Genomic DNA, 24,596 nt, shown 5'->3' on the forward strand with positions numbered 1-24,596 from the left:
CGGATGAAGGATCGCAAAGTCATCGTAAAAGTACCTGCCAGCACGGCAAATCTTGGCCCAGGTTTTGATACGCTTGGGATGGCACTTAGCCTCTATGCATGGATTGAAATGTCAGAGTCGGTTACAGGAGAGACGACTTTCCAGCTGTATGGCGACGGTATGGAGGGCTTGCCGCAGGACAAATCCAATCTTATCTACAAGGTGGCACAGCTTGTATTCGAGGAAGCTGGTGTTGCTGTTCCGGAGCTTCATATCGCGATGTACAGCGATATCCCACTTACGCGCGGGCTTGGCAGCAGCGCATCGGCTATTGTAGGGGCCCTTGTCGCAGCCAATGCGCTGATTGGCAGTCCGCATAGCGACGATAAGCTGTTCCAGATGGCGACGGAGCTGGAAGGGCATCCTGACAATGTCGGCGCATCGCTGTTCGGCGGCATTGTGGTATCGGCCTGGGACGGCTCGGAAGCGCAGCATGTGCGGATCGAGCCGCATAATAGGCTGGAGACGCTGGTTGCTATTCCAGCGTTCCAGTTGTCTACGGAGAAGGCCCGCCATGCGCTGCCTTCTCAGATCTCGATGGCCGACGCCGTATTCAATGTCGGCCGCAGTTCATTGCTCGTCGCGGCACTGGCAAGCGGCGAGCTTGGCTTGATTCGCCATGCCATGCAGGATCGGCTGCACCAGCCTTATCGTGCAGCGCTTATTCCCGGCATGGTGGAAATTTTGGAGCGCGCCGCCGACTTTGGCGCGCTGGGTGCAGCGCTCAGCGGAGCGGGACCGACGCTGATTGCGTTTGTCGATACGGAGAGCCAAGGCAAAGCGGCGCTCCAGCAATTTTTGAAGGCGACGCTGGCCAAGGAAGGCATCGACGCGGAGACGTTATGGCTCTCGCCATGCACGAGCGGCCCAGTTGTAACAGTGGAAGAAGGAAGTGCCGGCAGCCAGACGGAAACTGGAGAAACGGTTACGCTGCTGGATCGAATTAAAGGAGAAATCAAAGCATGAAGACGATAGCCTTGTTGCCGGCCGGCTCTGTATCGGATGAAGCGGCAAAACAACTGTTTGCCGGTGAAGATCGGGTCGAGTGGAAGCATCATCGGCTCATCGCCGATGTATTCCAATCAACTGTGAATGGAATAAGCGACTATAGCGTAATTCCTATTGAAAATACGATTGAAGGCTCTGTAAGCCTTCATATGGATTGGCTCGTTCATGAGGTCGATCTGCCGATGCAAGCGGAATGGGTATATCCATCCATCCAAAATTTGATCAGCAGACGATCTGAGCTTCAGAATGCTGCGGGGGAATTGGATTTCTCCCGTATCAAGAAGGTGATTAGCCATCCTGTTGCGATGGCTCAATGTCTTCAGTTCTTACGAGAACATATGCCGAATGTGGAGACGGAGCATGTGAGCAGCACAGCTGAGGCGGTCCGTATTGTGCGGGACCACCCGGGAGAGGGGATTGCGGCGATTGGCACCCGCATTGCGGCAGCAAATAATGGGCTGGACTTGCTCGCGACGGAAATAACCGATCACGACAACAACTATACCCGCTTTATGCTGGTAGGCTCTGAGCCTTATACGGCCCGCAAGTCTGACCGGATCAAAACCAGCATTCTGGTAACGCTGCCCGAGGACTATCCGGGAGCGCTTCATCAAGTGTTGTCCGCTTTCGCTTGGCGGAGAATCAACTTGTCGCGGATTGAATCCCGTCCAACGAAGAAGAAGCTGGGCAACTATTATTTTTACATCGAAATCGAAATGTCGCTTGATTCGGTCCTGCTTCCTGCTGCGCTGGAGGAGATCGAGGCGATCGGCTGCTCGATTCGGGTGTTGGGATGTTATCCAAGCTTCACCTATGAGCAATTGCTCTAATCATTGACTATTTATCGGAGGTGTATGGCAAGGTATGGCACAGCAATGGATTTATCTAAATGGCGATTTCGTAACGAAAGATGATGCAAAAGTATCGGTCTACGATCACGGTTTTTTGTATGGCGACGGTATATTCGAAGGCATTCGCATCTACGACGGCAACATCTTTAAGTGCAAAGAGCATTTGGACAGGCTGTATGATTCCGCCAAATCTATTATGCTTGACATACCTTTGACCTTCGACGAGATGCAAGCAGTGCTCGTTGAGACCATCCGACGCAATGAACTGAATGACGGCTATATTCGGCTAGTCGTATCTCGCGGACCGGGCAACCTTGGGCTTGATCCCAGACGCTGTCCATCTGCATCGGTTATCATTATCGTGGAACAGCTCTCGATCTATCCGGAGGAGGCCTACAAGAACGGGCTTGTCTCTGTCTCCGTATCTCAGCGCCGCAACATCCCGGATGCGCTGAATCCGAAGATCAAATCGCTCAACTACCTGAATAATGTACTGGTCAAAATCCAGGCTAATCTGGCAGGCGTTGGCGAAGCGATCATGCTGAATGCGCAAGGATATGTCGCCGAGGGCTCCAGTGACAATATCTTCATCATTAAGAACGGCACCGTATATACGCCACCTTGCTACGTAGGTGCGCTTGAGGGCATTACCCGCGGGGCGATTATGCAGCTGTGCGACAAGTTTGGTTACAAGCTGAAAGAGGAGCCTTTTACGCTGCATGATGTCTATATTGCCGATGAAGTATTCTTCACGGGAACAGCGGCCGAGGTTATTGCGGTGCGCGAGGTTGACGGACGCAAGATTGGCTCAGGACAAGCCGGCCCGATCACAACCCATCTGCTGCAGGAGTTCCGCAGCATCGTCACAGTCGACGGTGTAAAAGTTTACGAGTAGACCGGATATTAAGATAAGAAACAACCCTTTGATCGATTGGAGAGAAGCTTGTGCGCGAAGCACAAGACTTTCTGCATGCGGCGAAGGGTTGTTTTTTGCGTATGTAGCGCTGTGTGGTCGGTACGTGGGAGGTTTGTAAGTCGATTTGATCGACTTAAAATGCTCGATGCGTCGGCTTTGCGAGTTTAAGTCGGCCTCACCGATTTAAAACTAGTGATCAGCCATTTTCGGAGCAATAAGTCGGTATCATCGACTTAAAATACCCGTTGCGTCGGCCCTGCGAGTTTTAAGTCGGCCTGACCGACTTAATTGTGACTCCTGAAATTTAGTCGTGTGAGGCAGCGTATTCCCCCATTCCACCGTCTTCAGCAATGTAGTGATGTCTTGCAACGCTATTCCGGAAATGACTGTGACTTCTGAGTTTTAGTGGTGTGAGGCGGCGTTATTTCCCCCATTTTACCGTTTTTAGCAATTTAGTGTTTCTTGGCAGCACTGTTTCCGAACACTCTGCGCTTTTGGTAAATTAGGGTTATATAGCGATGTGATTCTCTTCATTTAGCTGGTTCAAGCGAATGTTGTTTTGCTACTACTACGATCTCCAAGTCGCTTCAACTGACCTGAATCAGGCATAGGCCGCGCTTTTTGCTCAAATAAGACCATCCCATCTACTTACTCTCGTCCGTTCAACTCGCCAACTGTCTCCTTATGCCGCGAGACTATTTTTTCGAGAAAGTGGAGACACCTGCCTATGATCTGCATAGGATGTAGAGATTGATAACGGGCATTAGCCTTGCCAAGTTATTCAGAACGTGACAGGAGGTCATCGGCGAGTGAGAATCCATATTGTAAAAAATGGCGATACCTTATACTTTATCGGTCAGAAGTATAATGTGCCGCTTGAAGACATTTTGAAGCTCAATCCGGGCATATCCAATCCGGATGTGCTGGAGGTAGGAACTAAGCTGAAGATTCCATCGACCCCTACTGCACAGAATGGAGTGAGTGGAATGGATATCATGCATCAGCATATTGTCAAGCAAGGAGATACGCTTTGGAAGCTCTCCAAAGCGTGGGGGGTTCCGCTGGCCACGATGATTCATGCGAACCCGCATCTCAAAAATCCTAATGTGCTTCTGACTGGAGAAGTTGTAAACATACCTAAAGCCGATACGCAAGTGCCTTCGACGGTAACTCAACAAAGCACTGGCGGAAAAACGCCAACGCATCCACTTCACCCAGCTTCGATTATGCAAGGCGTTCAGGGCATAGTTGGCAAATTGTCCACTGCACCGTCGGTCGTTGGCAAGACGTTTACAGGCCTCGCAACGGAAAAGAAAAATACGGCACCTGTGACAGAGAAAAAGCCAACAGCTCCGATCGTATCACCTGTACCGCCGGCGCCAGCTCCAAAGCCGCCTGCCGCCAAGGTCGAGCCGGTCGCAGAGAAAAAAGTAGAGCCGCTTGCTAAGAAAGTTGAACCGCTAGCAACTAAAGTAGAGCCTTTAGCATCAAAGAAGGTAGAGCCTTTAGCATCGAAAAAGGTCGAGCCATTGGCAACGAAGACAGAACCGCTTGCAGCCAAAAAGCAAGAGCCGCTGTCTACCGGGAAGATAGCTCCATTGTCATCTAATGTGAGTCCATTAGCAGAAAACAACGTTGCGCCGCTCGCAAACAGCAATATTGCCCCGTTGTCTTCCAATACGGCACCAGCCCCAAATAGTAACATTGCGCCATTAGCTACCGGAAAAGTAGCTCCGCTGGCGTCCAAAGCTGCACCTCTCGGCACAGGCAAGGTAGCACCGCTATCTTCGAATGCAGCGCCGCTTTCTACTGGCAACATAGGCCCGCTGTCGTCGAACATCGCACCGTTGTCTAACAGCAACGTAGGCCCGCTGTCGTCGAACATTGCGCCGATGTCCAATGGTAACATAGGCCCGCTGTCATCGAACATTGCGCCGTTGTCTAACAGCAACGTAGGCCCGCTGTCGTCGAACATCGCGCCGCTGTCCAATAGTAACATAGGCCCGCTGTCATCGAACATTGCGCCGTTGTCTAACAGCAATGTAGGCCCGCTGTCGTCGAACATTGCGCCGTTGTCTAACAGCAACGTAGGTCCGCTGTCGTCGAACATCGCACCGTTGTCTAACAGCAACGTAGGCCCGCTGTCGTCAAACATCGCGCCATTGTCTTCCAATGCCGGGCCTAACGCGAATATAGCTCCTCTGTCGAATGCCTCTGTGACTAAAGTGACGCCATATGCCGGTAAAAAGCCACTGCCTATTGAAAAGCCGGTGGAGAAAAAGATTCAAGCATCCAATTCGGAATATATGGAAAGCATTGATTTGTTCCATCAGTATGGCACACCATCCTCTGATGTTATGTCTCTATACGATCTGCCTAATTATCCGGAAGCGAACGCTCCGAATATTCAGCCTTACGGCTTACCAAACAACGTAATGCCGTATAGTGTCAATGCGGAGCCGAATATAGCGCCTTATTCGGAGACGTCTCCGTATTACCCTTATGATTGTCCGCCGGGGACGTTCATGTCCGGCTATCCGAATTCATCCATAATGCCTTATGGAACAGGTCCAGATTGGGGATACGGAGGCAATCCTTCTTACTACGGAATGGGCGAAAACACAGCTGTATCACCATCAAGCTATGGCCCCAATGAGGGAATGTTTTCGCCACTGTCTAATGCGCCGAACACAGGAATGGTTTCACCGTTGTCTAATGCGTCGAACGCAGGAATGCTTTCGCCGCTGTCTAATGCGTCGAACGCAGGAATGGTCTCGCCGCTGTCCAATGCGCCGAACGCGGGTATGATTACGCCGTATTCCAATGTTCAGGCATTGTCGGCCATGTACCCGCCGCCTGGTTATGCCGGGTTCCCGAATAGTTACCCGAACAGCTATCCAAACAGCAACCCAAACGCATACTTGAACAGCTATCCCAGCGGATACCCTTATCCTGGATGGCCGAACAACGCGGCTCCTGTGTCGCCTGCAAGCAAATCAAAGGATGATTGCGGCTGCGGCGGGAAAAGGGAAGACGAACTAACGGGTACGACAGGGGCAAAATCGACAGGCGCGAAACCGCGCAAAAAAGGCAAAAAAGCGGTCATTCGCACCGTTGCGCCCAGCCCCAAAAAGAAAAGAAAAAGCGGAAGTCGCCCTTGGTTGAATCGTTAACCCCTCTGTTGATATCTGACTCAAATTGAATCATTGAAGACTCGGCCGAACCGATCAGGCGCTTGTACTGATCGGTTTCAGCTTTGTTAAATGTGACCATTCAGTTTGAATAATTATACAACTTTGGAGCAGACTATCGGAAAACGCAATAAAGGGGTCTTCCTCATGATAACATTCAGCTTGTGGAAGCAATTGAAACGAAGGTTGCGCAGAAACCGCAGACCGCTCTGGACGCTTGGTGGACTCGTGTGTTGGCTGCTATTCGTTTCAACTGCCTTAACACCAATATCGGTACATGCGGCAGACGGTAGTGAGGGCATTTCACAAAGGATACAAGTTGTAACGATGAAATCGGCAGAACTAAACAGTCAACCGTCCATTATACCGTTTTTGAAAAAAAGGAAAGAGGCAATGCCTGTCGTTCTCCAGCGTATTTATGTGTGCGGGGAAGAGACAGAGCCGCTCGGACGGATGAGCAGCCATGAAGTAGTCATGATGCTGTCCGAACATCCCGAATGGAACGCAACGCTGCAAAGAGATAACGAAACGGTTATGCTGGAGCATCGTATCGAGGATATCTCAGATTATTGCCGGGAACACGCACACTTTGGTGTAGACAAACGAGGGAATTTCTCCTTGTTCGATGGAACGCCAAAAGAAGAAAAGGTCATGAGAACCTTCTTCCAATTGGATATTCGCTATATGGAAAGCAGCCTGCCGCAGAGGCAGCTGGAGCTGCTGAATCAGGGCATCCGAGTCAATGATATTGAGGAGTACAACAGCGTACTGTCGACATTCAGCGACTATGCCGTGCAAAATGACGAAAGAGCCATGAAGCAAGCGTATTAACGGACAAGCTGTGAAAAGCGGTACGGCAACAGAAGAACCTCTCTTGAGATAGGTGAAGAGAGGTTTTTTGCGGTGTCTAAAATAGGTCGATTTGTTCTCCACTCTGCAATCGTTGATTAGAAACATCAAACGTTCGTTCTCATTCCCGGCAAGTTTTGCTATAATGATAGATGGGCCTAATTGAGTTGATAGGTTGGTAGGGAGTTGGCGAATTGCGTGTTTTAGGAATTGACCCCGGCATTGCCATAGCGGGTTTCGGATTTATAGACAAAGCAGGACATAAGCTTACGCCCGTTCAGTACGGGGCGATTACGACAGAAGCGCATACCCCTCAGGAGGAACGCCTTGTCCAAATCTATGAGTCGGCAGGAGCGCTCATGGACCGGTACAAGCCAGATACCGTAGCGGTGGAGAAGCTGTTCTTCAATCGCAACGTGACAACGGCTTTTGCGGTCGGCCAGGCGCGAGGCGTCATTATATTGGCCGCCGCCCAGCGGGGATTGCCCGTTGCGGAATATACACCGCTGCAAGTAAAGCAGTCGGTCGTCGGATATGGCAAAGCAGAGAAGCGGCAGGTACAGGAGATGGTGAAAATGTTCCTTAAGCTTTCGGCCATTCCGAAGCCTGACGACGTAGCGGATGCACTTGCTGTGGCGATCTGCCATGCGCATTCTGCCGTTATGACACAAAAAATTAACGAGGTGACGCGAACATGATTGATTTTTTACGCGGGCCGGTCGTACATATGGAAGCTGAATATATTGTAATGGATATCAGGGATATCGGATACCGTGTGTTCGTTCCCAATCCGTATGCCTTTGCGGCGAAGGATGAAGCTGTCACCGTTTATATTCACCATCATGTCCGTGAGGACGCTATCTTGCTTTTCGGATTTGAATCAAGGGAGCAGCAGACGCTGTTCCGCAAGCTATTGGATGTATCCGGCATCGGACCGAGAGTGGCGCTGGGCGTGTTGTCTGCAGGCAAGCCTGAGTCGGTCGTATCGGCCATCCAGCAAGAGAATATCGGACTGTTGACGAAGCTGCCGGGAATCGGGAAGAAAACAGCACAGCGGATGATATTGGATTTGAAGGATAAGCTGTTATTTGCTGTTCCGGAAGGCGGCTTGCTATCTGCAGCAGGATTCGGGGCCGAGCTTGCGGGCGACGCTGGCGGGCAAGGAGCAGGCACGGTATGGCAGGAAGCGCGTGAGGGACTGGCCGCGCTTGGCTATACAGCCGCAGAGCTGGACAAGGCCTGGAATGGATTGCAGGACAGCGTAAAAGCAGATGAGTCTGTAGACTCGCTTATGAAGCGTGCCCTGCAGCAATTGTTCAAAGGGTAACGGAAGGAGGAGCAGCAAGCGATGGATGAGCGAATTATTTCCGCCAACCTGATGATGGAAGACCAAGCTGTAGAGCTTAGCTTGCGTCCGCGGTATTTGGCCGAATATATCGGGCAGTCGAAGGTCAAAGAAAACTTGACCATATATATTGAAGCCGCCAAGATGCGGAAGGAAGCGCTTGATCATGTGCTCCTGTACGGTCCGCCTGGACTTGGCAAAACGACATTATCCAATATTATTGCCAATGAGCTTGGCGTCAGCTTAAGAACGACATCCGGACCAGCTATTGAGAGGCCAGGTGATCTGGCTGCTTTGCTGACGAACTTGCAAGAGGGCGATGTCCTGTTCATTGATGAGATCCATCGTCTGCACCGGACGGTAGAGGAAGTGCTCTATCCGGCCATGGAGGACTTTGCGCTGGACATCATGATCGGCAAAGGTCCGAGTGCACGATCCGTGCGGCTGGATTTGCAGCCGTTTACGCTGATTGGCGCCACGACAAGGGCGGGATTGTTGTCTGCCCCATTGCGTGACCGTTTCGGAGTTGTAAGCCGGCTTGAATTTTATACGGTGGACGAGCTGGCTTTCATTGTGTCCCGTGCATCCGAAATATTGGATGTGGCCATCGTCGGAGAAGCTGCGACGGAAATTGCTATGCGGGCAAGAGGTACGCCGCGTATTGCCAATCGGCTGCTGAAGCGTGTCAGAGACTTTGCCCAAGTGAGGGGAGACGGCGTCATTACGCATGATATCGCCCGATCCGCGCTGGAATTGCTTCAAGTCGATCCCATGGGACTAGACCATATCGATCATAAAATGCTGCATGCAATGATGACAACATTCTCCGGAAGGCCCGTTGGCTTGGATACGATTGCCGCCACAATCGGGGAAGAAAGTCAGACGATTGAGGATGTCTACGAGCCTTACCTGATGCAGATTGGTTTCCTGCAGCGTACGCCGAGAGGAAGGATTGCCACAGACAACGCTTATACCCATCTGGGCTTGCCGGTGCCGAAGCGAAATTAAGCAAGTGATCGGTTTATTGGCAAAAATCATGCGAGAAGAGAGAGGAGAACAGAATGACGATCAAAGCATCATGGAAGAGACTGGCCTTGGCGACCGTCGCACTGTTATTGCTTGTGTCGACCTGGACGGCACAGCCTACGCGTGCCGCCGTTCCTTCACTGGATACGATCAGGGTTGCGATGTTCCTTCAACTGCCGGGAAAATATGAGTCTATGACAGCTGCGGCAACCTTTCAGTCTGCTGGAGGTATCAAGATTGGCACGCGTGAACCTTCAGGCATCAAAGAGTGGTTTGCAGTTGAGGCCAATCGGAGCGTACGCTTCGCTGTAGATGATTATAAGGTTAAGCTGTTTGAGTCAGCTAACTTTGCCAATGCATGGGCTGTCTATCAGCATGTCCAATCAGCAAGAGGGATGGGCTACATTACATCGGTCTCCAAAAACGGAGCTGCGCAATATCAAGTGTTCGAAGGCACATACACCACTGCACTAGAATCGGCTGCAGCGGTTGGCCGCTGGAATGCGGATGCGAAGCTGACGGGCCTGCTCGGCGGATTCAAGCCGGCACAGCATGGACCGTTGCGTCTGGAATCGCCTGCTATGGAGAGCAAGGCAGCGGCGCAAGCTGCGGCGGCTTCGTTTGGCGGAGCGGGGCTTGATGCATACGTTGCAGTGAGGGAAGGAGCAAAGGGAGCAGTCTATTCCGTTCTAGTCGGCGGAGCATCTACACCTGATGAGCTGAAGAACCTTCAAGCGGCCGCTGCAAAAGCGCCAAATGGCGCCTCCCTGAAGCCAAGCAATCTCACGGCCCCGTATATGCTGATTCGTGCGGACCATTCAATCAGCGGCAAGGGCGATGCTTCGCATGAGCTTTACTCTTTCCCGGCTGGCGATATAAAAGTATGGGCTTCTCCTGCCAGCGCTGGGCCGATCGGACTGACCGAACGCAGCAATCGGACGTATCGGGGCAGCTTCGAGCTTAGCGCGTTTAACGGCAAGCTGGCTGTTGTCAATGAGCTGCCTTTCGAGCAATATTTGTATTCTGTCGTTGCCGTTGAGATGTATACCTCATGGCCGATAGAAGCATTGAAGGCGCAGGCTGTGGCAGCGAGATCCTACGCTTTGAACAAAGGATTCGGGTTCCAAATCGCCCATGTCGTAGATACAACGCTCAGCCAAGCCTATTACGGCACCGGTGTTGAGAAGCCATCCTCGACGGAAGCCGTCGAAGCGACCAAAGGAGAAGTTGCGCTTTATAACGGCAAAGTAATCGAAGCCGTATTCTCCTCCAATGGCGGTGGCACAACGGCAGATGCGAGAGATGTATGGAGAAACGAGATTCCGTATTTGCAATCCGTGTCCAGTCCGGATACTTCTGCGGAAGCGGGCTTGAATAGCTGGCATCGCGTTGTGTTGCCAAGTGGACTGCTCGGCTATATTCGTGAGGATTTGGTGAAGGATACCGGTCAGAAGACAGCTGCGGGCAGCCGCATTCTGGAATTGACAACGGATGGCACGAACATTCGCCGTCATCCCGTTATTCAAGACTCCATCCCAGTGGTAGCTCAACTGAAAAAAGGAGATAGAGTTACTGAACTGGAAAAGGTGATTCAATCCAATCCGATGAGCTGGACTAGAGGCCCTTTTACAGGTGATGAGTTGTTGAACTCCATCAACGCTCGTGTTAATCCGAAACTGACAGGCCCAATCACTTCGGTCGAGATCAGCGCTCGTGGAGTATCCGGCCGAGCGACGGAGATGACAGTGAACGGAACTAAAATCGTCCTTCCTTCGCCAGACTCCATTCGTTCTGCATTTGGAGTAGGGGAATCGTTGCCAAGCACGTTGTTTAGCGTAGAGGAAACGGGGAAAATGGTCTTGCAGGGCGCTGGCGGCGCACAATCGACCAAATCCGATGGTTCCAGACAGGTGTATGTGATGGGGGCAGATGGCAAGTCATCGGCCTATAATGGAGATCACATGTACGTCATGGATAGTGGCGGAGATATTCGCGCAGTGACGAAAAATCCGGCATTTAGCTTCAGCGGAACGGGCTTTGGCCACGGTGTAGGAATGTCGCAGTACGGAGCGTTAAGTCTCGCTCAGCAAGGGTATGACTATCAATATATTTTGAAATACTATTACAAAGGCATTACGATAGCCAAGGAATGAAGGTTAAGAGATGAATGTGGATTGGTTTGATTTTGACCTGCCGGAGGAGCTAATTGCACAAACTCCATTGCAGGACCGCACGGCTTCCAGATTGCTTATGCTGAGTAAGGAGTCTGGATCGACCCAGCATGGTATCTTTACGGATCTGGAAGAGAAGCTGCAAGAGGGTGATGTTCTTGTCTTAAACAATACAAGAGTCATTCCCGCCAGATTGCTCGGTGTCAAAAAGGATACCGGGGCTAAAGCCGAGATTCTACTATTGAAGCAGCTTGGGGACGATCAATGGGAAGCGCTCGTCAAGCCTGGCAAGAGGTTGAAGGCGGGAGCAGTTATTGTCTTTGGCGACGATGGCAGCGGCGCTCCATTGATGGAAGCCGAAGTATTGTCAGAAGGCGATATGGGAGGACGGATCATTCAGTTTCGTTATGAAGGCATCTTCCAGGAGCTGCTCGATAGGCTGGGAGAGATGCCGCTGCCTCCATATATTAAGGAGCGGCTGGATGAGAGAGAACGCTATCAGACGGTGTATTCGCGTCATGACGGCTCTGCTGCTGCTCCGACAGCTGGCTTGCATTTTACCGAGAGCTTCCTTCGGAAGCTGGAGGATAAAGGAGTTAAGCTCGTTTACGTCACGCTGCACGTAGGACTGGGTACATTCCGGCCGATGTCTGTGGATACGGTAGAAGAGCATGAGATGCATGCGGAGTATTACGAACTGGATGAGGCCAATGCAGCACTCTTGAATGAAGCTAAGGTAAACGGACGCCGAATTGTTGCTGTAGGAACGACCTCAGCCCGAACGCTTGAGACGCTCGCAGGAAGATTTGGCGAAGGAGAGATTCAGGCTTGCAGCGGATGGACATCTATCTTTATTTATCCCGGGTATACCTTCAAGCTGGTTAATGCCTTATTGACGAATTTCCATCTGCCGAAATCAACATTAGTGATGTTAGTCAGCGCTTTATCCGGCAGGGATGCCATTATGAAAGCTTATGGTGAAGCAATTGAGCACAAGTACCGTTTCTTCAGCTTTGGAGATGCGATGTTTATTTATTAAATAGAAGAATGGAATGTGACAATGTGGCTGTAAAATACGAATTAATCAAACAATGCAAACAATCCGGAGCGCGTCTGGGACGCGTACATACGCCTCATGGCATTATTGAGACACCGACCTTTATGCCGGTGGGCACGCAGGCGACCGTTAAGACGATGAGTCCGGAAGAACTGAAGTCGATGGACGCTCAAATTATTTTAAGCAATACGTACCATCTGTTCCTTAGACCTGGACATGATCTCATTAAACGAGCAGGCGGCCTTCATAAGTTCATGAATTGGGATCGTCCTATTCTGACAGACAGCGGCGGATTCCAGGTATTCAGCTTGAGCGAAATGCGCAAGATTACCGAGGAAGGCGTGAACTTCCGCTCCCATTTGAACGGGGATAAGCTGTTCCTGTCGCCTGAAGTGGCGATGGAGATTCAGAACGCACTGGGTCCGGATATTATGATGGCATTCGACGAATGTCCGCCTTATCCAGCAGAGTATGAATATATCAAACAATCGACAGAAAGAACATCGCGCTGGGCGGAGCGTTGCTTGAAAGCACATGCGAGACCTCATGACCAGGCCCTGTTCGCAATTGTTCAAGGTGGCATGCACAAGGATTTGCGTATTCAGAGCGCCAAAGATTTGACTTCCATGGATTTCCCGGGGTATGCTATTGGTGGACTGAGCGTTGGCGAGCCTAAGCATCTCATGTATGAGATGCTTGATTATACGCTGCCTGAATTGCCGGCGAACAAGCCGCGTTACTTGATGGGCGTTGGATCTCCGGATGCACTGGTTGAGGGTGCTATACGCGGCGTCGATATGTTCGACTGCGTGCTGCCTACCCGAATCGCGAGAAACGGGACAACGATGACAAGCGGAGGACGACTCGTTATACGCAACGCCAAGTTCGCGGAGGATTTCGGGCCGTTGGATCCGAATTGCTCCTGTTATACTTGCCAGAACTACTCCCGCGCTTACATAAGGCATTTGCTCAAGGCAGATGAGACGTTCGGCATGCGTTTAACCACGTATCATAATTTACATTTCCTTTTGCAGCTCATGCGGGACGTTCGTCAAGCCATCATGGAGGACAGGCTGCTAGACTTCAGGGATTCCTTCTTCGATGCTTACGGCCTTCATGATAACGACAAAGGATTTTGAAAGGGGTGAATTCGATGTTTCTAGCAACCGAGGGAGGCAATGCAGGCGGAATTTGGGGTCTGATTTGGCCGTTTATTCTGATGTTTGCCGTGTTCTATTTCCTGCTTATCCGTCCGCAACAGAAGAAACAAAAGCAGCGTACCGCCATGCTAAATCAAATTAAAAAGGGCGATAAGATTACGACAATCGGCGGTTTGCACGGCACAGTTGTAGAATTGTCAGATGACACAGTCGTTGTTCGTGTTAATGATACGACGAAAATGACGTTCGAGCGCAGTGCGATTAATGCAATCGTAAGCACAGCTCCAGCAGCCGCAACAGAATAAGGAATACAGCTAGATTATTAAAACAGATACACCTTTTATAGCAGTCATTCGGATTGAAATGATATTTCACCGATGAAGCTACAAAAGGTGTTTTTTGTTTTTTTAGTAAGCTTAATGAACTTAAAAGCAAAATTTTTTAAAAAATTCAACTCAAATTGCAACTAAATCTTGAGTTTGAGTATCTATGAGATGATTGGATGTAAGTTGTCTTCTTGTAAGTAGTCTCGATTTAAAAATGAACAATATTGTCTAATGAAGTTGGCAAAAAAAGAAACTAAAAATCAGTTGACAAAAATAAATTTAAAATTTTTACTAAAAAAGTAAATAAAATGTAATTTTTAGATGGGAGGTTTATTTTTAATATTTTATCACTTATTCTGGGAGGTAAATTATGAATATCGAAATTGATAGAAAAGCCCTGAAATTAATCATTTGTATTGTTATCTTGTTTTCTGGTGTTTTAATGATTAATACAAAAGCTTCTGCTGATAGCTCAAGATTTGAAGACACAGATATAATTTCTATTTGGAGAGTTACTACTAGTGGATATATTTATTCCCCAGTTTCTGTCACAACATTGGTTACAATCGAATATACGAATAGTCCTTCGATATACTATGTAAATTATAGGCAAGTTTATAGCCAGACCATGGCAAGTTATTGGGCGGTATATCCAAATGCACAATTTGGTCCAGTGAGTTTAAATATTAGAGGGGAAAATGTATCAATACCTACACAAGGAACTTATCTATATAACCCAAGTTATCGGGTTGTTGGTTACTATAATAATAGTTCGAAATCATATGTGAAGAATGAATCCTCAACGGGAAATGGGGTAACTGGATTTTTTGGCGGTGCAGGAGCGTTTCAAGTTGATAATACCGCACAAGTTGATTTTAATTGGTAAAAGGAGGGGTTAAAATGATGAAAAAGAAAGTGATAGCTGCTTTTTTGTTAATTGCAGCTGTAGTTGGTGTTATATCTGCGAATGTTATCGCTACAGATAAATTAACGCATGATGTGGATAGAATAAAGAAAAACATTAGTGAAATTGATCATCTGGATAGGGAGGTATTGGCCAAAGTTGGTGAGAAAGAAATTAGCAATATCGACGTAGCAAAATATATTACATTCAATAATCATTTCGATCAAGCTGTTAAACTTAGTGAAGAGACTGTTTTAGGTACTTTGATTTCAGAAGAGTTGTTTTATCAAGAGGCCGTCAACAGTGGGTTTGGTGTAAGTTTAGAAGACGCAATTGAAGAAGCTAATAAAAATCGAACCTTTTTAGAAAGAGAATCAGAGAACACGTTAAAAACCCATGCTAAATTATTGGAAATTATGAATATTGGTAATGAGCAATATTGGAATGAACTTGTACCATTAGAATATCAAAAAACTATTGCACTTCAAAAATATACTGATTATTTAATTATGGAGGGGAAAATTAATTTTGATGGGACGGATATAGGAAGTGTAGGGCAACAATTGCAGCAATATAAAAATAACTTGTTTGCAAAATACTTGGAAAATAGTTGATACGTAACAAAATGAAAGTTTCTTGTTCTTGTTTAAAATTTCTGGTGAAGTGATGCACTTGAGACTGATGCCATAGCCTGAGACAATCAAAACACCTTCAAGAGAATGGTCCCATATCTTAAGATATGGGATAACCTTGGAGGTGTTTTGTATTGGCAAAAAGAGTCAGCTACTTAGTGGAAACTAAGATGAAAGAAATTGAAATGTGACTGGCTGGTATTGTTTTCAAGCATTAATTAGATGGCTGAAAAGTACAAGGATATGGAAAGGAGGTGTCATTAGAAATCGTAGTAAAATTGGCAAAATTGGTTGAGGCGCTTTGAGGTCAAATCAGCGTGGCAAACGCATGTCTATGGCTAGGTGTCCTTGCATTAGGTATTATCGGTGGAAAGTAGAGTTATAGCGTATGAAACATTATGGCTCAGAAGAAGATTTGAGCTATTCGCAGCAACATAAATGACGCTATGGATATCAGAAGATCACAACATTTTTTCGGATGAAGTATATAATCAATTACAAGCACATATAACGTGAACGGCATAAATTCAGTAAAATCAACACGAGGAAAGTCAGCTATAAAGAAGAGCAGCTATTATTGCTAGATACATATTCCAAAAACTTCTAGTTCTATCAAGATCAATACTTCATAGCGATTATGGCAGTGTATAAAACACAAATGCGCTAACAGCGATAAAAGGAAGAGGCATGATCATAAGCATGTGTCGAAAAGTTACACTCGCTGATTATGCCCCTAGTTGTATCGTTTCGTTTCATTCAACACTAAGTCTAAAACGTTCTACTTCGAAGGTTTAATTAATCCATACAACGGAATATTTGTTGTTCAGCCGTTAGCCTAGAAGTTTTTATTTCTGTCATGATAATAATTTGTTTTAACGTTTTAAGTTAACGCCAATGATACCGCCTAACGCACCCGCTAGCAGTGCCGCTCCCAGGATGAGCGCACTGTTCCATGATGGGGCGGCATTGGCAGCAAGGAAACTGACGATCATGACCAATACACCATAGATCAGACCGAGCAAGCCGCCATTGTACCAGCCTTTTCGCTCGGATCGTCTGCCGGAAGTTAGACCGCCTGCCAAAGCAGAGATACTATGGACTACCATGGAGTAGGTTCCCAGGTTGCCCTCTTTCATACTTGAGAAATGAAGCATGAGGGAAAGCAGCAACGCACCTGCTGCAAGCCAAATCATTGAAAAAACGACGCCAGCCAGCAATGGAGAGCCGATTATCGGCGGTTTGGGAGCTTGCTTGACGGAGCTCATCCTATTCCTCCTATCCGATTTTCACGTATTACTTATCCTTATGGCCAAGCATGTGGTAATAGTACAAGTCTCGAATTAATATTTGGCGAATGAGATGTTTCATTGCCATTAATTCGTGTAGTTTTATTCGTATGATGTGTGAGGTGCAGGGTGAGAATAGCTGTACAACGTTACAGCTGGCTAGACGGTTAGCCGTGACACTTTCGAGGAGGCGCTTACTTGGAAATCTGGAGCCTGTTAATCCGGACGACGGTTATTTATTTCGTCGTGTTTTTGATCATGCGCTTTATGGGCAAGCGGGAAATTGGCAAGCTGTCGGTGCTTGATTTGGTCATATCGGTCATGGTGGCGGAAATCGCGGTAATCGTAATTGAGGATACCGAACGATCCATGTGGGATGGAATTTTCCCAATGGTGATGTTATTGCTCATACAAGTCAGCACAGCTATGATATCGATGAACAATCGCAAGCTTCGCCTGTTATTCGATGGGAAGCCCAGCGTCATTATCGCTAAGGGCAAAATCAACCGCGAAATTATGCGCAAGCAGCGTTACAATTTGGATGATCTTATGCTCCAGCTTCGCGAAAATAAAATTACTTCCGTGGCTGATGTAGAATTCGCCATCCTGGAGACAAGCGGTAAGCTTTCGGTTATCCCGAAAGACGGAGCAGAGGAAGCAGAGTCTGCTGGGGAGAGGGAAACACCTGACATTAATGTAGAAAAATCTAGCCATACGCCTATGCCGAAAGGAAGAGAAAAAATTATTCCTCCTGGCTTTCGGTATGAAATATTGCCCATTCCACTCATTATGGATGGCAAGGTTCAAGATGAAAATTTGGAGAAGATCGAAAAGACACGTTTTTGGCTGAAAAATGTGTTGCAGGATCAGAAAGTGAACGATTTCAAGGATGTTTTTTTATGTACGATCGATCACAAGGGGAAGCTGTTTGTGGATGTCAATCAGAAAAAAATCACTTAAACCAAACGCCTAGCCATGGAATCCTCGCGATGTCGTAACGGTCAATGATACGCATCCAGACCATCAGCAGCATATATACAATAATGCTTGCCAGGCAAGCTACGAGGAGACTGAGCCATTCCTTGGAGAGTGGTGAATGATTCATCGTCAACTGAGCGGCTGCACCCATTACCGTCATGGCGGCACCAACCTTTAAGAAGTCCAGAATGTTCATACGGAACCCGATGGACCGCATGACGCTGATGCCGTGAAGAATGGTAACCAGCACAATATTGACGCTAATGGCGATTAAAGCGCCATAAATGCCAAACTCCGGCTTGGACGCAAGCTGAACGATGAGCACCAGCTTGACTGCAGCGCCGATGAATGTATTCATGAGAGCATTGCCTGGTTTGTTCAAAGCTTGCAGTGCTGCTTGCAACGGAGCTTGCAAATAGATGAAGATTCCGGCAATGGAAAGTAGTTGGAGCATCGGTGCATATTCGGGATGATCGTAGATAAGCCGGCATAGTGGTTCAGCGAACAATCCCATAACGACGACGAACGGCGCTCCCGATACAAGCGCTAAGCGCATGGACTGATGAAGTCTTTTCTGAATTAATGCTTTGTCTCCGCGTGCCGCAGCTTCAGACAGCGAGGGGACAAGAGATACGGCAAGCGAATACGTTAGAGCAGTAGGAAGAAGGAGAAGCGGGATGATCATACCTTGCAGAGCGCCGTATTGAGCGGTTGCTACACCCGTTACAATACCTGCAGCCGCCAGGCTTCGAGCGATGAAGATGGATTCAAACAAGTAGGATAATGAACCGACTAGCTTGCTGCCCGTTACAGGGATGGACAGCCCCAGCAGCTTGCGAAGAATGGGAGGCTGGGGTTGGCTGGATGGAGGAGAGGGCAGCTCGCTTGATGCGGCTGGCTTCTTTTTTTCGCGTACATATTTCCATAGAAGAACAAGCAGCCCTCCGATTTCTCCTGCGACAACGCCCAGCATCGCGCCGGCCGCTGCCCACTCCAGTCCCATAGGCAGGAACAAGTAGGCCAAAAACAACGAACCGATAATACGGACAACTGTCTCTGCAAGCTGGGATATGGCGCTTGGTATCATGTTCTGCTTGCCTTGGAAATATCCCCGGAAGACGGAGGATACACCAACAATAAGAAGCATAGGCGTCATCATAAGGAAGGCGCGATAAACCCTTGTATCGGGAAGAATATATCGGATAATAAGGGGAGCAAATAAAAGCATCCCGATGGTAAGCACAACCGCGATGGACACCGTAAAAATCATGGCAGTTCGTAATATATGCTTGACGCGTTTCGTATCGCCCAGCGATTCAGCTTCTGCGATCCACTTGGCAATGGCCAGGGGGATGCCCCCCGTTATGAGCGTAAGCATGACGATCAGGAACGGGTAGGCAAGCTGATACAGACCGACGCCCTCGGCACCAATAATTCGGGGCAAGGCAATTCTCGGCACGAAGCCGAGCAAGCGGTTCACGATGCCTGCGGCGAGCAGAATCATCGCTCCCTTGATAAACGATTGCTTTGTCATAGTGGGAGACCTCTTCTCTTTCAAGGTAACGGTAATGCCTCTTCGTGCGCTAGCGCACTTGCATGTACTATCACCTTATGCGCGGCATGTCCTCTTCCATGTCAGTCCATTTGGCCCATCTTCCTTCCATCGGCAGGAGAACGACAGGCATGATCGAATATATACAAGGAACAGCAACGTGAAAAAGGAGGTGCAGCATGGCAGACGAGGAATTGGACTTCATAATTGAGGAGCTATGTCGCAGCAAAGCGGAGGAATTCCGGCTGCTCGGCTACGAGCATGTCGAAGGCAAGGAAGTTTGGGACTGCGTAAGCGCCAAATATGCGAAGACAGGGCAGCCGGAGCTGCATCAGCTGGTCAACGATATTTTGTCGCTCAAAGTCACGCAATTTATGAATTTCATGACGCTTAGCGCTTTCAAAGGCAACCCGTTCTAACGCGGGGCCTTTTCTTTTTTTGACTCGTTTTTGCCGCATCTGTATAATGGGACTATTGAGATCATAAGGGGGATTCAGACGTATGTTCGGGAAGAGAATAATTGCCTTCCTTGCAATCGTGGTCGTCGGTTTTGCGGCGATGGCTGCAACGACTCCGTGGGTTATGGATGGCGTCAAGCTAGGCCTTGATTTGAAAGGCGGCTACGAGGTTTTGTATGAAGCAGTTCCGTTTGAAGGCGGCTCGGATGTGACGCCAGAGACGTTGAAGAAAACGGCGAAAAGCTTGCAGGATCGGATTGACGCATCCGGATTGGTAGAGCCGGAAATTACGACGGAGGGCAAAAACCGCATTCGCGTAAAGCTCCCTGGCATCAACAGCGAAGATGACGCAGTACTTCAAATGTTGTCCAAGCCTATCAATCTGACGTTCCGTGCGCCTGATGGTACCATTATGCTTAATGGTACGGATTTCGTAGAAAATGCTGCGGGACTACAATTTGATACTTTAAATCGACCAGTTGTTACGATTGAACTAAAAGATGCAAAGAAATTTGAGAATGTAACAAGCCAATTGGTAGGGAAGACCATGTCCATTTACTTGGACGAAGAAGAGATTTCCAGCCCCCTTGTTAAAAATGTAATAGCGAGTAAAAACGCTAGTATTGAGATGAATAATGGCAGCACTGAAGAGGCGAGAGAACTTCGTGACCTGATCAACATGGGTTCCTTGCCGCTTAAGCTTGAAGCTAAATATACGCAAAGCGTAGGCGCAAAGCTCGGTATGGAATCTCTTAAAGATACCGTAACGGCCGGCGTCATTGGCTCTTTGATTGTACTTGTGTTTATGGTTGTTATTTTCCGAGTGCCTGGTTTTGTTGCGGCGATCACTATTATTACGTACGCATGGCTGCTTCTGCTCGTACAGAATTTGATGAACGCGACGCTGACACTCCCTGGTATAGCGGCATTCGTACTCGGCGTTGGTATGGCCGTCGATGCCAATATCATAACGGCCGAGAGAATCAAAGAAGAAATTCGCAGCGGCAAGAGCATGCTGTCTTCACTTAAGACAGGTTCCAAGAACTCTTTCCGTACCATTATGGATGCTAATATTACGAGCATTATTGCCAGTGTCGTCCTTTATTACATTGGTGATGGTGCGATTAAAGGCTTTGCTTTGACGATGATTTTCAGTATTTTGGTGAGTATCATCACGAATATTTTCCTTGCTCGTTTCCTGCTGACGCTTCTCGTTCGGAGCAATAAGTTCATGAAGCCGGGCTACTATGGCGTGAAGGAGAGTGAAATTCGTGAACTTTGAGACGAAAATTCGCTATGATGTCGTGAAAAATCGAAATAAATTTTTAGGTGCTTCACTGGTTTTGACTATAATCGGCATTTTGTCGCTCGTGTTCTTTCAATTGAATCTGGGTATTGATTTTAAAGCAGGTTCAAATATGGACGTAGCTACAACAAAAGCCGTAACTCAGCAAGAGGTCAATGAGGTGTTGACATCATTAGGATATGACGAATTGTCCCCTACAATTGGCGGACAAAACAATGATCGGATTTCGATTCGCTTCAATGACGTTCTTGATACAACAGAATCGAATAAAGTCTCTGCTGCTTTCAAGGAAAAGTTCGGCCAAGATATTGATACGGAAGTTAACGTTGTCTCGCCGGACATCGCTCGCGAGCTTGGCATTAAGACAATCTGGGCGATCTTGATTGCGAGCTTAGGTATTATGCTTTATGTCATGATTCGCTTTGAGTGGCGTTTCGCGCTTGCTGCGAATATTTCTATTTTATATGACAGCTTTATTGTTGTTGCGGCCTTCTCGATCCTCCGCTTTGAGGTAGATCTGCCGTTTATCGCAGCCGTACTGACAACACTGGGGTATTCGATTAACGATAAAATTGTTATTTTTGACCGTATTCGCGAGAATATGAGGTTTGCGTCGATTAAAAACGAAGAGGATCTTGCTGAAATCGTTAATGCAAGTATTTGGCAAACGATGGCGCGTAACTTGTATACGGTATTGACGGTTGTTATCGTGACCGTGTGTATCTTTATTTGGGGCAGCGCATCGATCAAGATGTTCTCCTTCGCGCTATTGATTGGTCTTGTCAGCGGCGCCTACTCTACGATTTTCGTAGCGAGCCCGCTTTGGTTCCTGTTCAAGCGCAATCAGAAGCAAAAACCAAAAGTTGCTGTAAAACCTACTCCTTAATTAGGACATCAAAATAAGAATTGCGAGCGGAGTATGCCTGCTTCTGACAATGCTTACGAAGTCGGGTTTTGCTCCGCAAAACCTAAGCCAATGCTTACGAAGTCAGGTTTTGCTCCGCAAAACCTAAGCTAATGCTTACGAAGTCAGGTTTTGCTCCGCAAAACCTTTCAGGAGGTTCAAATGTCAACCAGACCGCGAGATGGGAAGAAGGCAACCCGGGGCAGAACTCGTATATGGGATAACGTGCTGGACGTTCTGTTTCGGGGTGCTCGAAGGAATCAAAGGGATTCGGATCGAAATGAAAATGCGGATGAATTGATGCAAGTGGTGCAGCGCGTGGAAGGTGTTGTAACCGTGCAGTCCATACGCGCAAGAGAACACGGTCACTACGTTGTGGCTGAGATCGTCATTAGCGTCAATCCCCGCATTACGGTGTTGGAAGGCCAGGAAATTGCCAAGCGGGTTCGTATGCTGCTTATGCACCGGTTCCATCATCTGACGGATGTGTCCATTTATGTTGAACCGTACGATCCCGGTTATCCGTACAAATCCAATCATGATCCAAATCAGGAGCAGATGCCGACACTGCTGCAATAGTTATTATCGGACAGCAGGAAGGAGTGAGAACCTGATGATTCATAGAAAGACACGCTGGGCTCTTGCGGAATGGGAAGAGTCGGGGGAAGGTGCAGCCGAGAAGTTGAGCAAGGGGCTGAGCCTTCCTCCTCTTGTTGCCCGCTTGCTCGTGCAACGGGGGTACCGCGATGAGGAAAGCGCTCGAACGTTCCTTTATGGAGACGAGAGCGGGCTGCATGACCCGTATTTGTTAAGCGGTATGAAAGAAGCGGTAGAACGGATTCGGCTAGCGGGAGTGCGTCAAGAGAAAATCCGTATTTATGGTGATTATGATGCCGACGGTGTATCCAGCACATCGCTGCTCGTTCATGTATTTCGTTCTATGGGACTGAATTTCGACTATTACATCCCTCATCGCGCTTTGGAAGGGTATGGGTTGAATGAAAAAGCCATTGCTCTTGCCGCAAGTGAAGGTGTTACGTTAATCGTAACGGTAGATACAGGTATTAGCGCATATGATGAAATTGAATACGCCAAAACGCATGGCATTGATGTTGTAATTACCGATCATCACGAGCCGCCGGATCGCTTGCCGCAAGCTTCTGCTGTGGTTAATCCGAAGCAAGGTCATTGCTCCTATCCGTTCAAAGGGCTTGCAGGTGTTGGAGTTGCCTTCAAGCTTGCTACTGCTTTGATGGAGAGGCCGCCGCTGGAGTGGGCGGATATTGTCAGTTTGGGTACGATAGCCGATCTGATGCCACTGGTGGACGAAAATCGAATTTTGGTACGGTATGGACTCCAGCGGATGCGAAAGGAGCCCGGAATGGGGTTCCGAGCCTTGGCGGAAGCGACCGGCATTGAATTGCCGACTATTGTCTCCACCGGCATCGCATTCGGGATGGCGCCGCGCATCAATGCTGCGGGTAGACTGGATCATGCAAAACGTGCCGTAGAGCTGCTGACAACCCCCGAATACGATGAGGCGATTCTAATTGCGATTCAACTGGATACGCTGAACAAGGAGCGTCAGCGAATCGTTGAAACGATCGTGAAGGAAGCGGAGGAGCAGTGGCTCACGAAGCGCCTTGCCTCAGAGGATCAGGGTATTGATCCTCCTTCGGTTATCGTATTAAGCGGAGAGGGCTGGAATGTGGGTGTGATCGGTATTGTCGCCTCCAAGCTGCTGGAAAGGCATTATCGACCCGTCATTATTTTAGGCATCGATGCAGAGACAGGAAAGTGCAAAGGCTCGGCGCGATCCATCGAAGGCTTCGATCTGCACGCCGCTCTGACGGAATGCGAAGCGTTAATGGACCACTACGGCGGCCATCAAGCGGCGGCTGGCATGACCCTGCATCGGGATCATTTGGAGTCCTTGGAGCAGCGGATGTCTCAATTAGCCAAGCAATGGCTTACTGGGGAGGACTGGATCCCGAAGACGCATGTCGATATAGAGTGCGGACTTGAGGATGCAACGCTCGATACGATTACTCAGTTGTCCCTTCTGGAGCCGTTCGGTATCGGCAATCGGTCTCCGCGCATCCTATTCCAAAGTATTCAGCTTGCTGATCGCAGGGCGATTGGGAAGGAGTCCAAACATCTTAAGCTGTCGCTGGGCGGCGGCCGCAAGCTGCTGGATGCCATCGGCTTTGGCATGGGTGAGATGGCTTCCTCCATGCCGGCAGGGAGCAGGCTGGACATTGTTGGCGAGCTGTCGATCAACGAGTGGAACAATCAGCGCAAGCCACAGTTGCAATTGCATGACTTGCATTATATGCCAACGCCGCTGTCGAGTTTTCCAAGCAGAGAGCAATTTGGCCAGGTGTATCAGTGGCTTCGCGGGGTGAAGAGAGCTCCGGAGCAAGGACTTACCATGCGAATTGCGGGTCAGGTCAGCTTGACTGTGGAAGCCGTTCAGCTTATGCTTGACGTATTCGAGGAATTGAAGTTTATCGGACGCCATGATGGCGCTTACGTTGCAGCAACAGCGCCGGAGAAGCGAGAGCTCGCGTCTTCGGAGCGTTATCGTGCCGCGAAGGAGCAGCATGACCGTCTTCATGATCTCGCATAAAACATATC

General features: G+C 48.6%; 22 protein-coding genes. 20 read left to right on the top strand and 2 right to left on the bottom strand.

Annotated elements, in window-relative coordinates:
- The first annotated feature begins 3 nt into the window (after positions 1-3).
- The 14 genes from thrB (at position 4) to DX130_RS02435 (ending at position 15,457) form a co-directional block, all read left to right on the top strand.
- A complete protein-coding gene (gene thrB / locus DX130_RS02370) occupies positions 4-1,005 on the top strand; it encodes a homoserine kinase (RefSeq protein WP_116042523.1) in 1,002 nt (333 codons plus the stop codon).
- Positions 1,002-1,877: a prephenate dehydratase gene (gene pheA, locus DX130_RS02375; RefSeq protein ID WP_116042524.1), complete on the top strand. Its 876-nt coding sequence runs from the start codon at positions 1,002-1,004 to the stop codon at positions 1,875-1,877. Before thrB ends, pheA begins: the two co-directional genes overlap by 4 nt.
- Before the next feature lie 34 nt (positions 1,878-1,911).
- Positions 1,912-2,793, top strand: a complete 882-nt coding sequence (gene ilvE / locus DX130_RS02380) for a branched-chain-amino-acid transaminase (RefSeq protein ID WP_116042526.1) — start codon at positions 1,912-1,914, stop codon at positions 2,791-2,793.
- Between the two features lie 830 nt (positions 2,794-3,623).
- Positions 3,624-5,987, top strand: coding sequence for a LysM peptidoglycan-binding domain-containing protein (locus DX130_RS02385; RefSeq protein WP_116042528.1), 2,364 nt, complete (start codon positions 3,624-3,626; stop codon positions 5,985-5,987).
- A 165-nt stretch (positions 5,988-6,152) separates the two neighbouring features.
- Positions 6,153-6,836, top strand: a complete 684-nt coding sequence (locus tag DX130_RS02390) for a BofC C-terminal domain-containing protein (RefSeq protein ID WP_116042529.1) — start codon at positions 6,153-6,155, stop codon at positions 6,834-6,836.
- A gap of 212 nt (positions 6,837-7,048) precedes the next feature.
- On the top strand, positions 7,049-7,552 hold the full coding sequence (gene ruvC / locus DX130_RS02395; RefSeq protein ID WP_116042531.1) for a crossover junction endodeoxyribonuclease RuvC: 504 nt from the start codon (positions 7,049-7,051) through the stop codon (positions 7,550-7,552).
- Positions 7,549-8,181: a Holliday junction branch migration protein RuvA gene (gene ruvA / locus DX130_RS02400; RefSeq protein WP_116042533.1), complete on the top strand. Its 633-nt coding sequence runs from the start codon at positions 7,549-7,551 to the stop codon at positions 8,179-8,181. Before ruvC ends, ruvA begins: the two co-directional genes overlap by 4 nt.
- A gap of 21 nt (positions 8,182-8,202) precedes the next feature.
- On the top strand, positions 8,203-9,207 hold the full coding sequence (ruvB, locus tag DX130_RS02405; RefSeq protein WP_116042535.1) for a Holliday junction branch migration DNA helicase RuvB: 1,005 nt from the start codon (positions 8,203-8,205) through the stop codon (positions 9,205-9,207).
- A gap of 53 nt (positions 9,208-9,260) precedes the next feature.
- The gene (locus DX130_RS02410; RefSeq protein WP_116042537.1) at positions 9,261-11,378 is read left to right on the top strand and encodes a SpoIID/LytB domain-containing protein; all 2,118 of its coding nucleotides are present in this window, start codon (positions 9,261-9,263) and stop codon (positions 11,376-11,378) included.
- A gap of 10 nt (positions 11,379-11,388) precedes the next feature.
- Positions 11,389-12,435, top strand: a complete 1,047-nt coding sequence (queA, locus tag DX130_RS02415) for a tRNA preQ1(34) S-adenosylmethionine ribosyltransferase-isomerase QueA (RefSeq protein ID WP_116042539.1) — start codon at positions 11,389-11,391, stop codon at positions 12,433-12,435.
- A gap of 8 nt (positions 12,436-12,443) precedes the next feature.
- The gene (tgt, locus tag DX130_RS02420) at positions 12,444-13,592 is read left to right on the top strand and encodes a tRNA guanosine(34) transglycosylase Tgt (protein WP_116042541.1); all 1,149 of its coding nucleotides are present in this window, start codon (positions 12,444-12,446) and stop codon (positions 13,590-13,592) included.
- 14 nt (positions 13,593-13,606) lie between these two features.
- The gene (yajC, locus tag DX130_RS02425; RefSeq protein ID WP_116042542.1) at positions 13,607-13,918 is read left to right on the top strand and encodes a preprotein translocase subunit YajC; all 312 of its coding nucleotides are present in this window, start codon (positions 13,607-13,609) and stop codon (positions 13,916-13,918) included.
- Positions 13,919-14,309: 391 nt separating this feature from the next.
- Positions 14,310-14,825 (top strand): hypothetical protein, encoded by a 516-nt coding sequence (locus DX130_RS02430; RefSeq protein ID WP_116042544.1) that lies wholly within the window; start codon positions 14,310-14,312, stop codon positions 14,823-14,825.
- Between the two features lie 14 nt (positions 14,826-14,839).
- The gene (locus DX130_RS02435; protein ID WP_116042546.1) at positions 14,840-15,457 is read left to right on the top strand and encodes a hypothetical protein; all 618 of its coding nucleotides are present in this window, start codon (positions 14,840-14,842) and stop codon (positions 15,455-15,457) included.
- A gap of 890 nt (positions 15,458-16,347) precedes the next feature.
- Here the strand turns inward: DX130_RS02435 and DX130_RS02440 are convergent.
- The gene (locus DX130_RS02440) at positions 16,348-16,740 is read right to left on the bottom strand and encodes a TIGR04086 family membrane protein (protein WP_116042548.1); all 393 of its coding nucleotides are present in this window, start codon (positions 16,738-16,740) and stop codon (positions 16,348-16,350) included.
- A 219-nt stretch (positions 16,741-16,959) separates the two neighbouring features.
- On the opposite strand from DX130_RS02440, the gene DX130_RS02445 reads away from it, so the two are divergent.
- Positions 16,960-17,721 (top strand): YetF domain-containing protein, encoded by a 762-nt coding sequence (locus DX130_RS02445; RefSeq protein WP_240644143.1) that lies wholly within the window; start codon positions 16,960-16,962, stop codon positions 17,719-17,721.
- On the opposite strand, the gene spoVB is transcribed toward DX130_RS02445, so the two are convergent.
- A complete protein-coding gene (spoVB, locus tag DX130_RS02450; RefSeq protein WP_116042549.1) occupies positions 17,714-19,273 on the bottom strand; it encodes a stage V sporulation protein B in 1,560 nt (519 codons plus the stop codon). The two genes, DX130_RS02445 and spoVB, sit on opposite strands and share 8 nt — an antisense overlap.
- Before the next feature lie 197 nt (positions 19,274-19,470).
- Here spoVB and DX130_RS02455 point away from each other — a divergent pair, with 197 nt between their 5' ends.
- From DX130_RS02455 to recJ, 5 genes are all read left to right on the top strand, one after another.
- On the top strand, positions 19,471-19,710 hold the full coding sequence (locus tag DX130_RS02455; protein WP_116042551.1) for a post-transcriptional regulator: 240 nt from the start codon (positions 19,471-19,473) through the stop codon (positions 19,708-19,710).
- An 82-nt stretch (positions 19,711-19,792) separates the two neighbouring features.
- Positions 19,793-21,031, top strand: coding sequence for a protein translocase subunit SecD (gene secD, locus DX130_RS02460; protein ID WP_116042553.1), 1,239 nt, complete (start codon positions 19,793-19,795; stop codon positions 21,029-21,031).
- Positions 21,021-21,941 carry a protein translocase subunit SecF gene (gene secF, locus DX130_RS02465; RefSeq protein WP_116042555.1) on the top strand — a complete coding sequence of 307 codons (921 nt, stop codon included), beginning with the start codon at positions 21,021-21,023 and terminating at the stop codon, positions 21,939-21,941. Before secD ends, secF begins: the two co-directional genes overlap by 11 nt.
- A gap of 180 nt (positions 21,942-22,121) precedes the next feature.
- Positions 22,122-22,538 (top strand): cation transporter dimerization domain-containing protein, encoded by a 417-nt coding sequence (locus DX130_RS02470; RefSeq protein WP_116042557.1) that lies wholly within the window; start codon positions 22,122-22,124, stop codon positions 22,536-22,538.
- Positions 22,539-22,572: 34 nt separating this feature from the next.
- Positions 22,573-24,588: a single-stranded-DNA-specific exonuclease RecJ gene (recJ, locus tag DX130_RS02475; protein ID WP_116042558.1), complete on the top strand. Its 2,016-nt coding sequence runs from the start codon at positions 22,573-22,575 to the stop codon at positions 24,586-24,588.
- Positions 24,589-24,596 lie beyond the last annotated feature (8 nt).

Source organism: Paenibacillus paeoniae, from assembly GCF_003388735.1.
GTDB lineage: Bacteria > Bacillota > Bacilli > Paenibacillales > Paenibacillaceae > Pristimantibacillus > Pristimantibacillus paeoniae.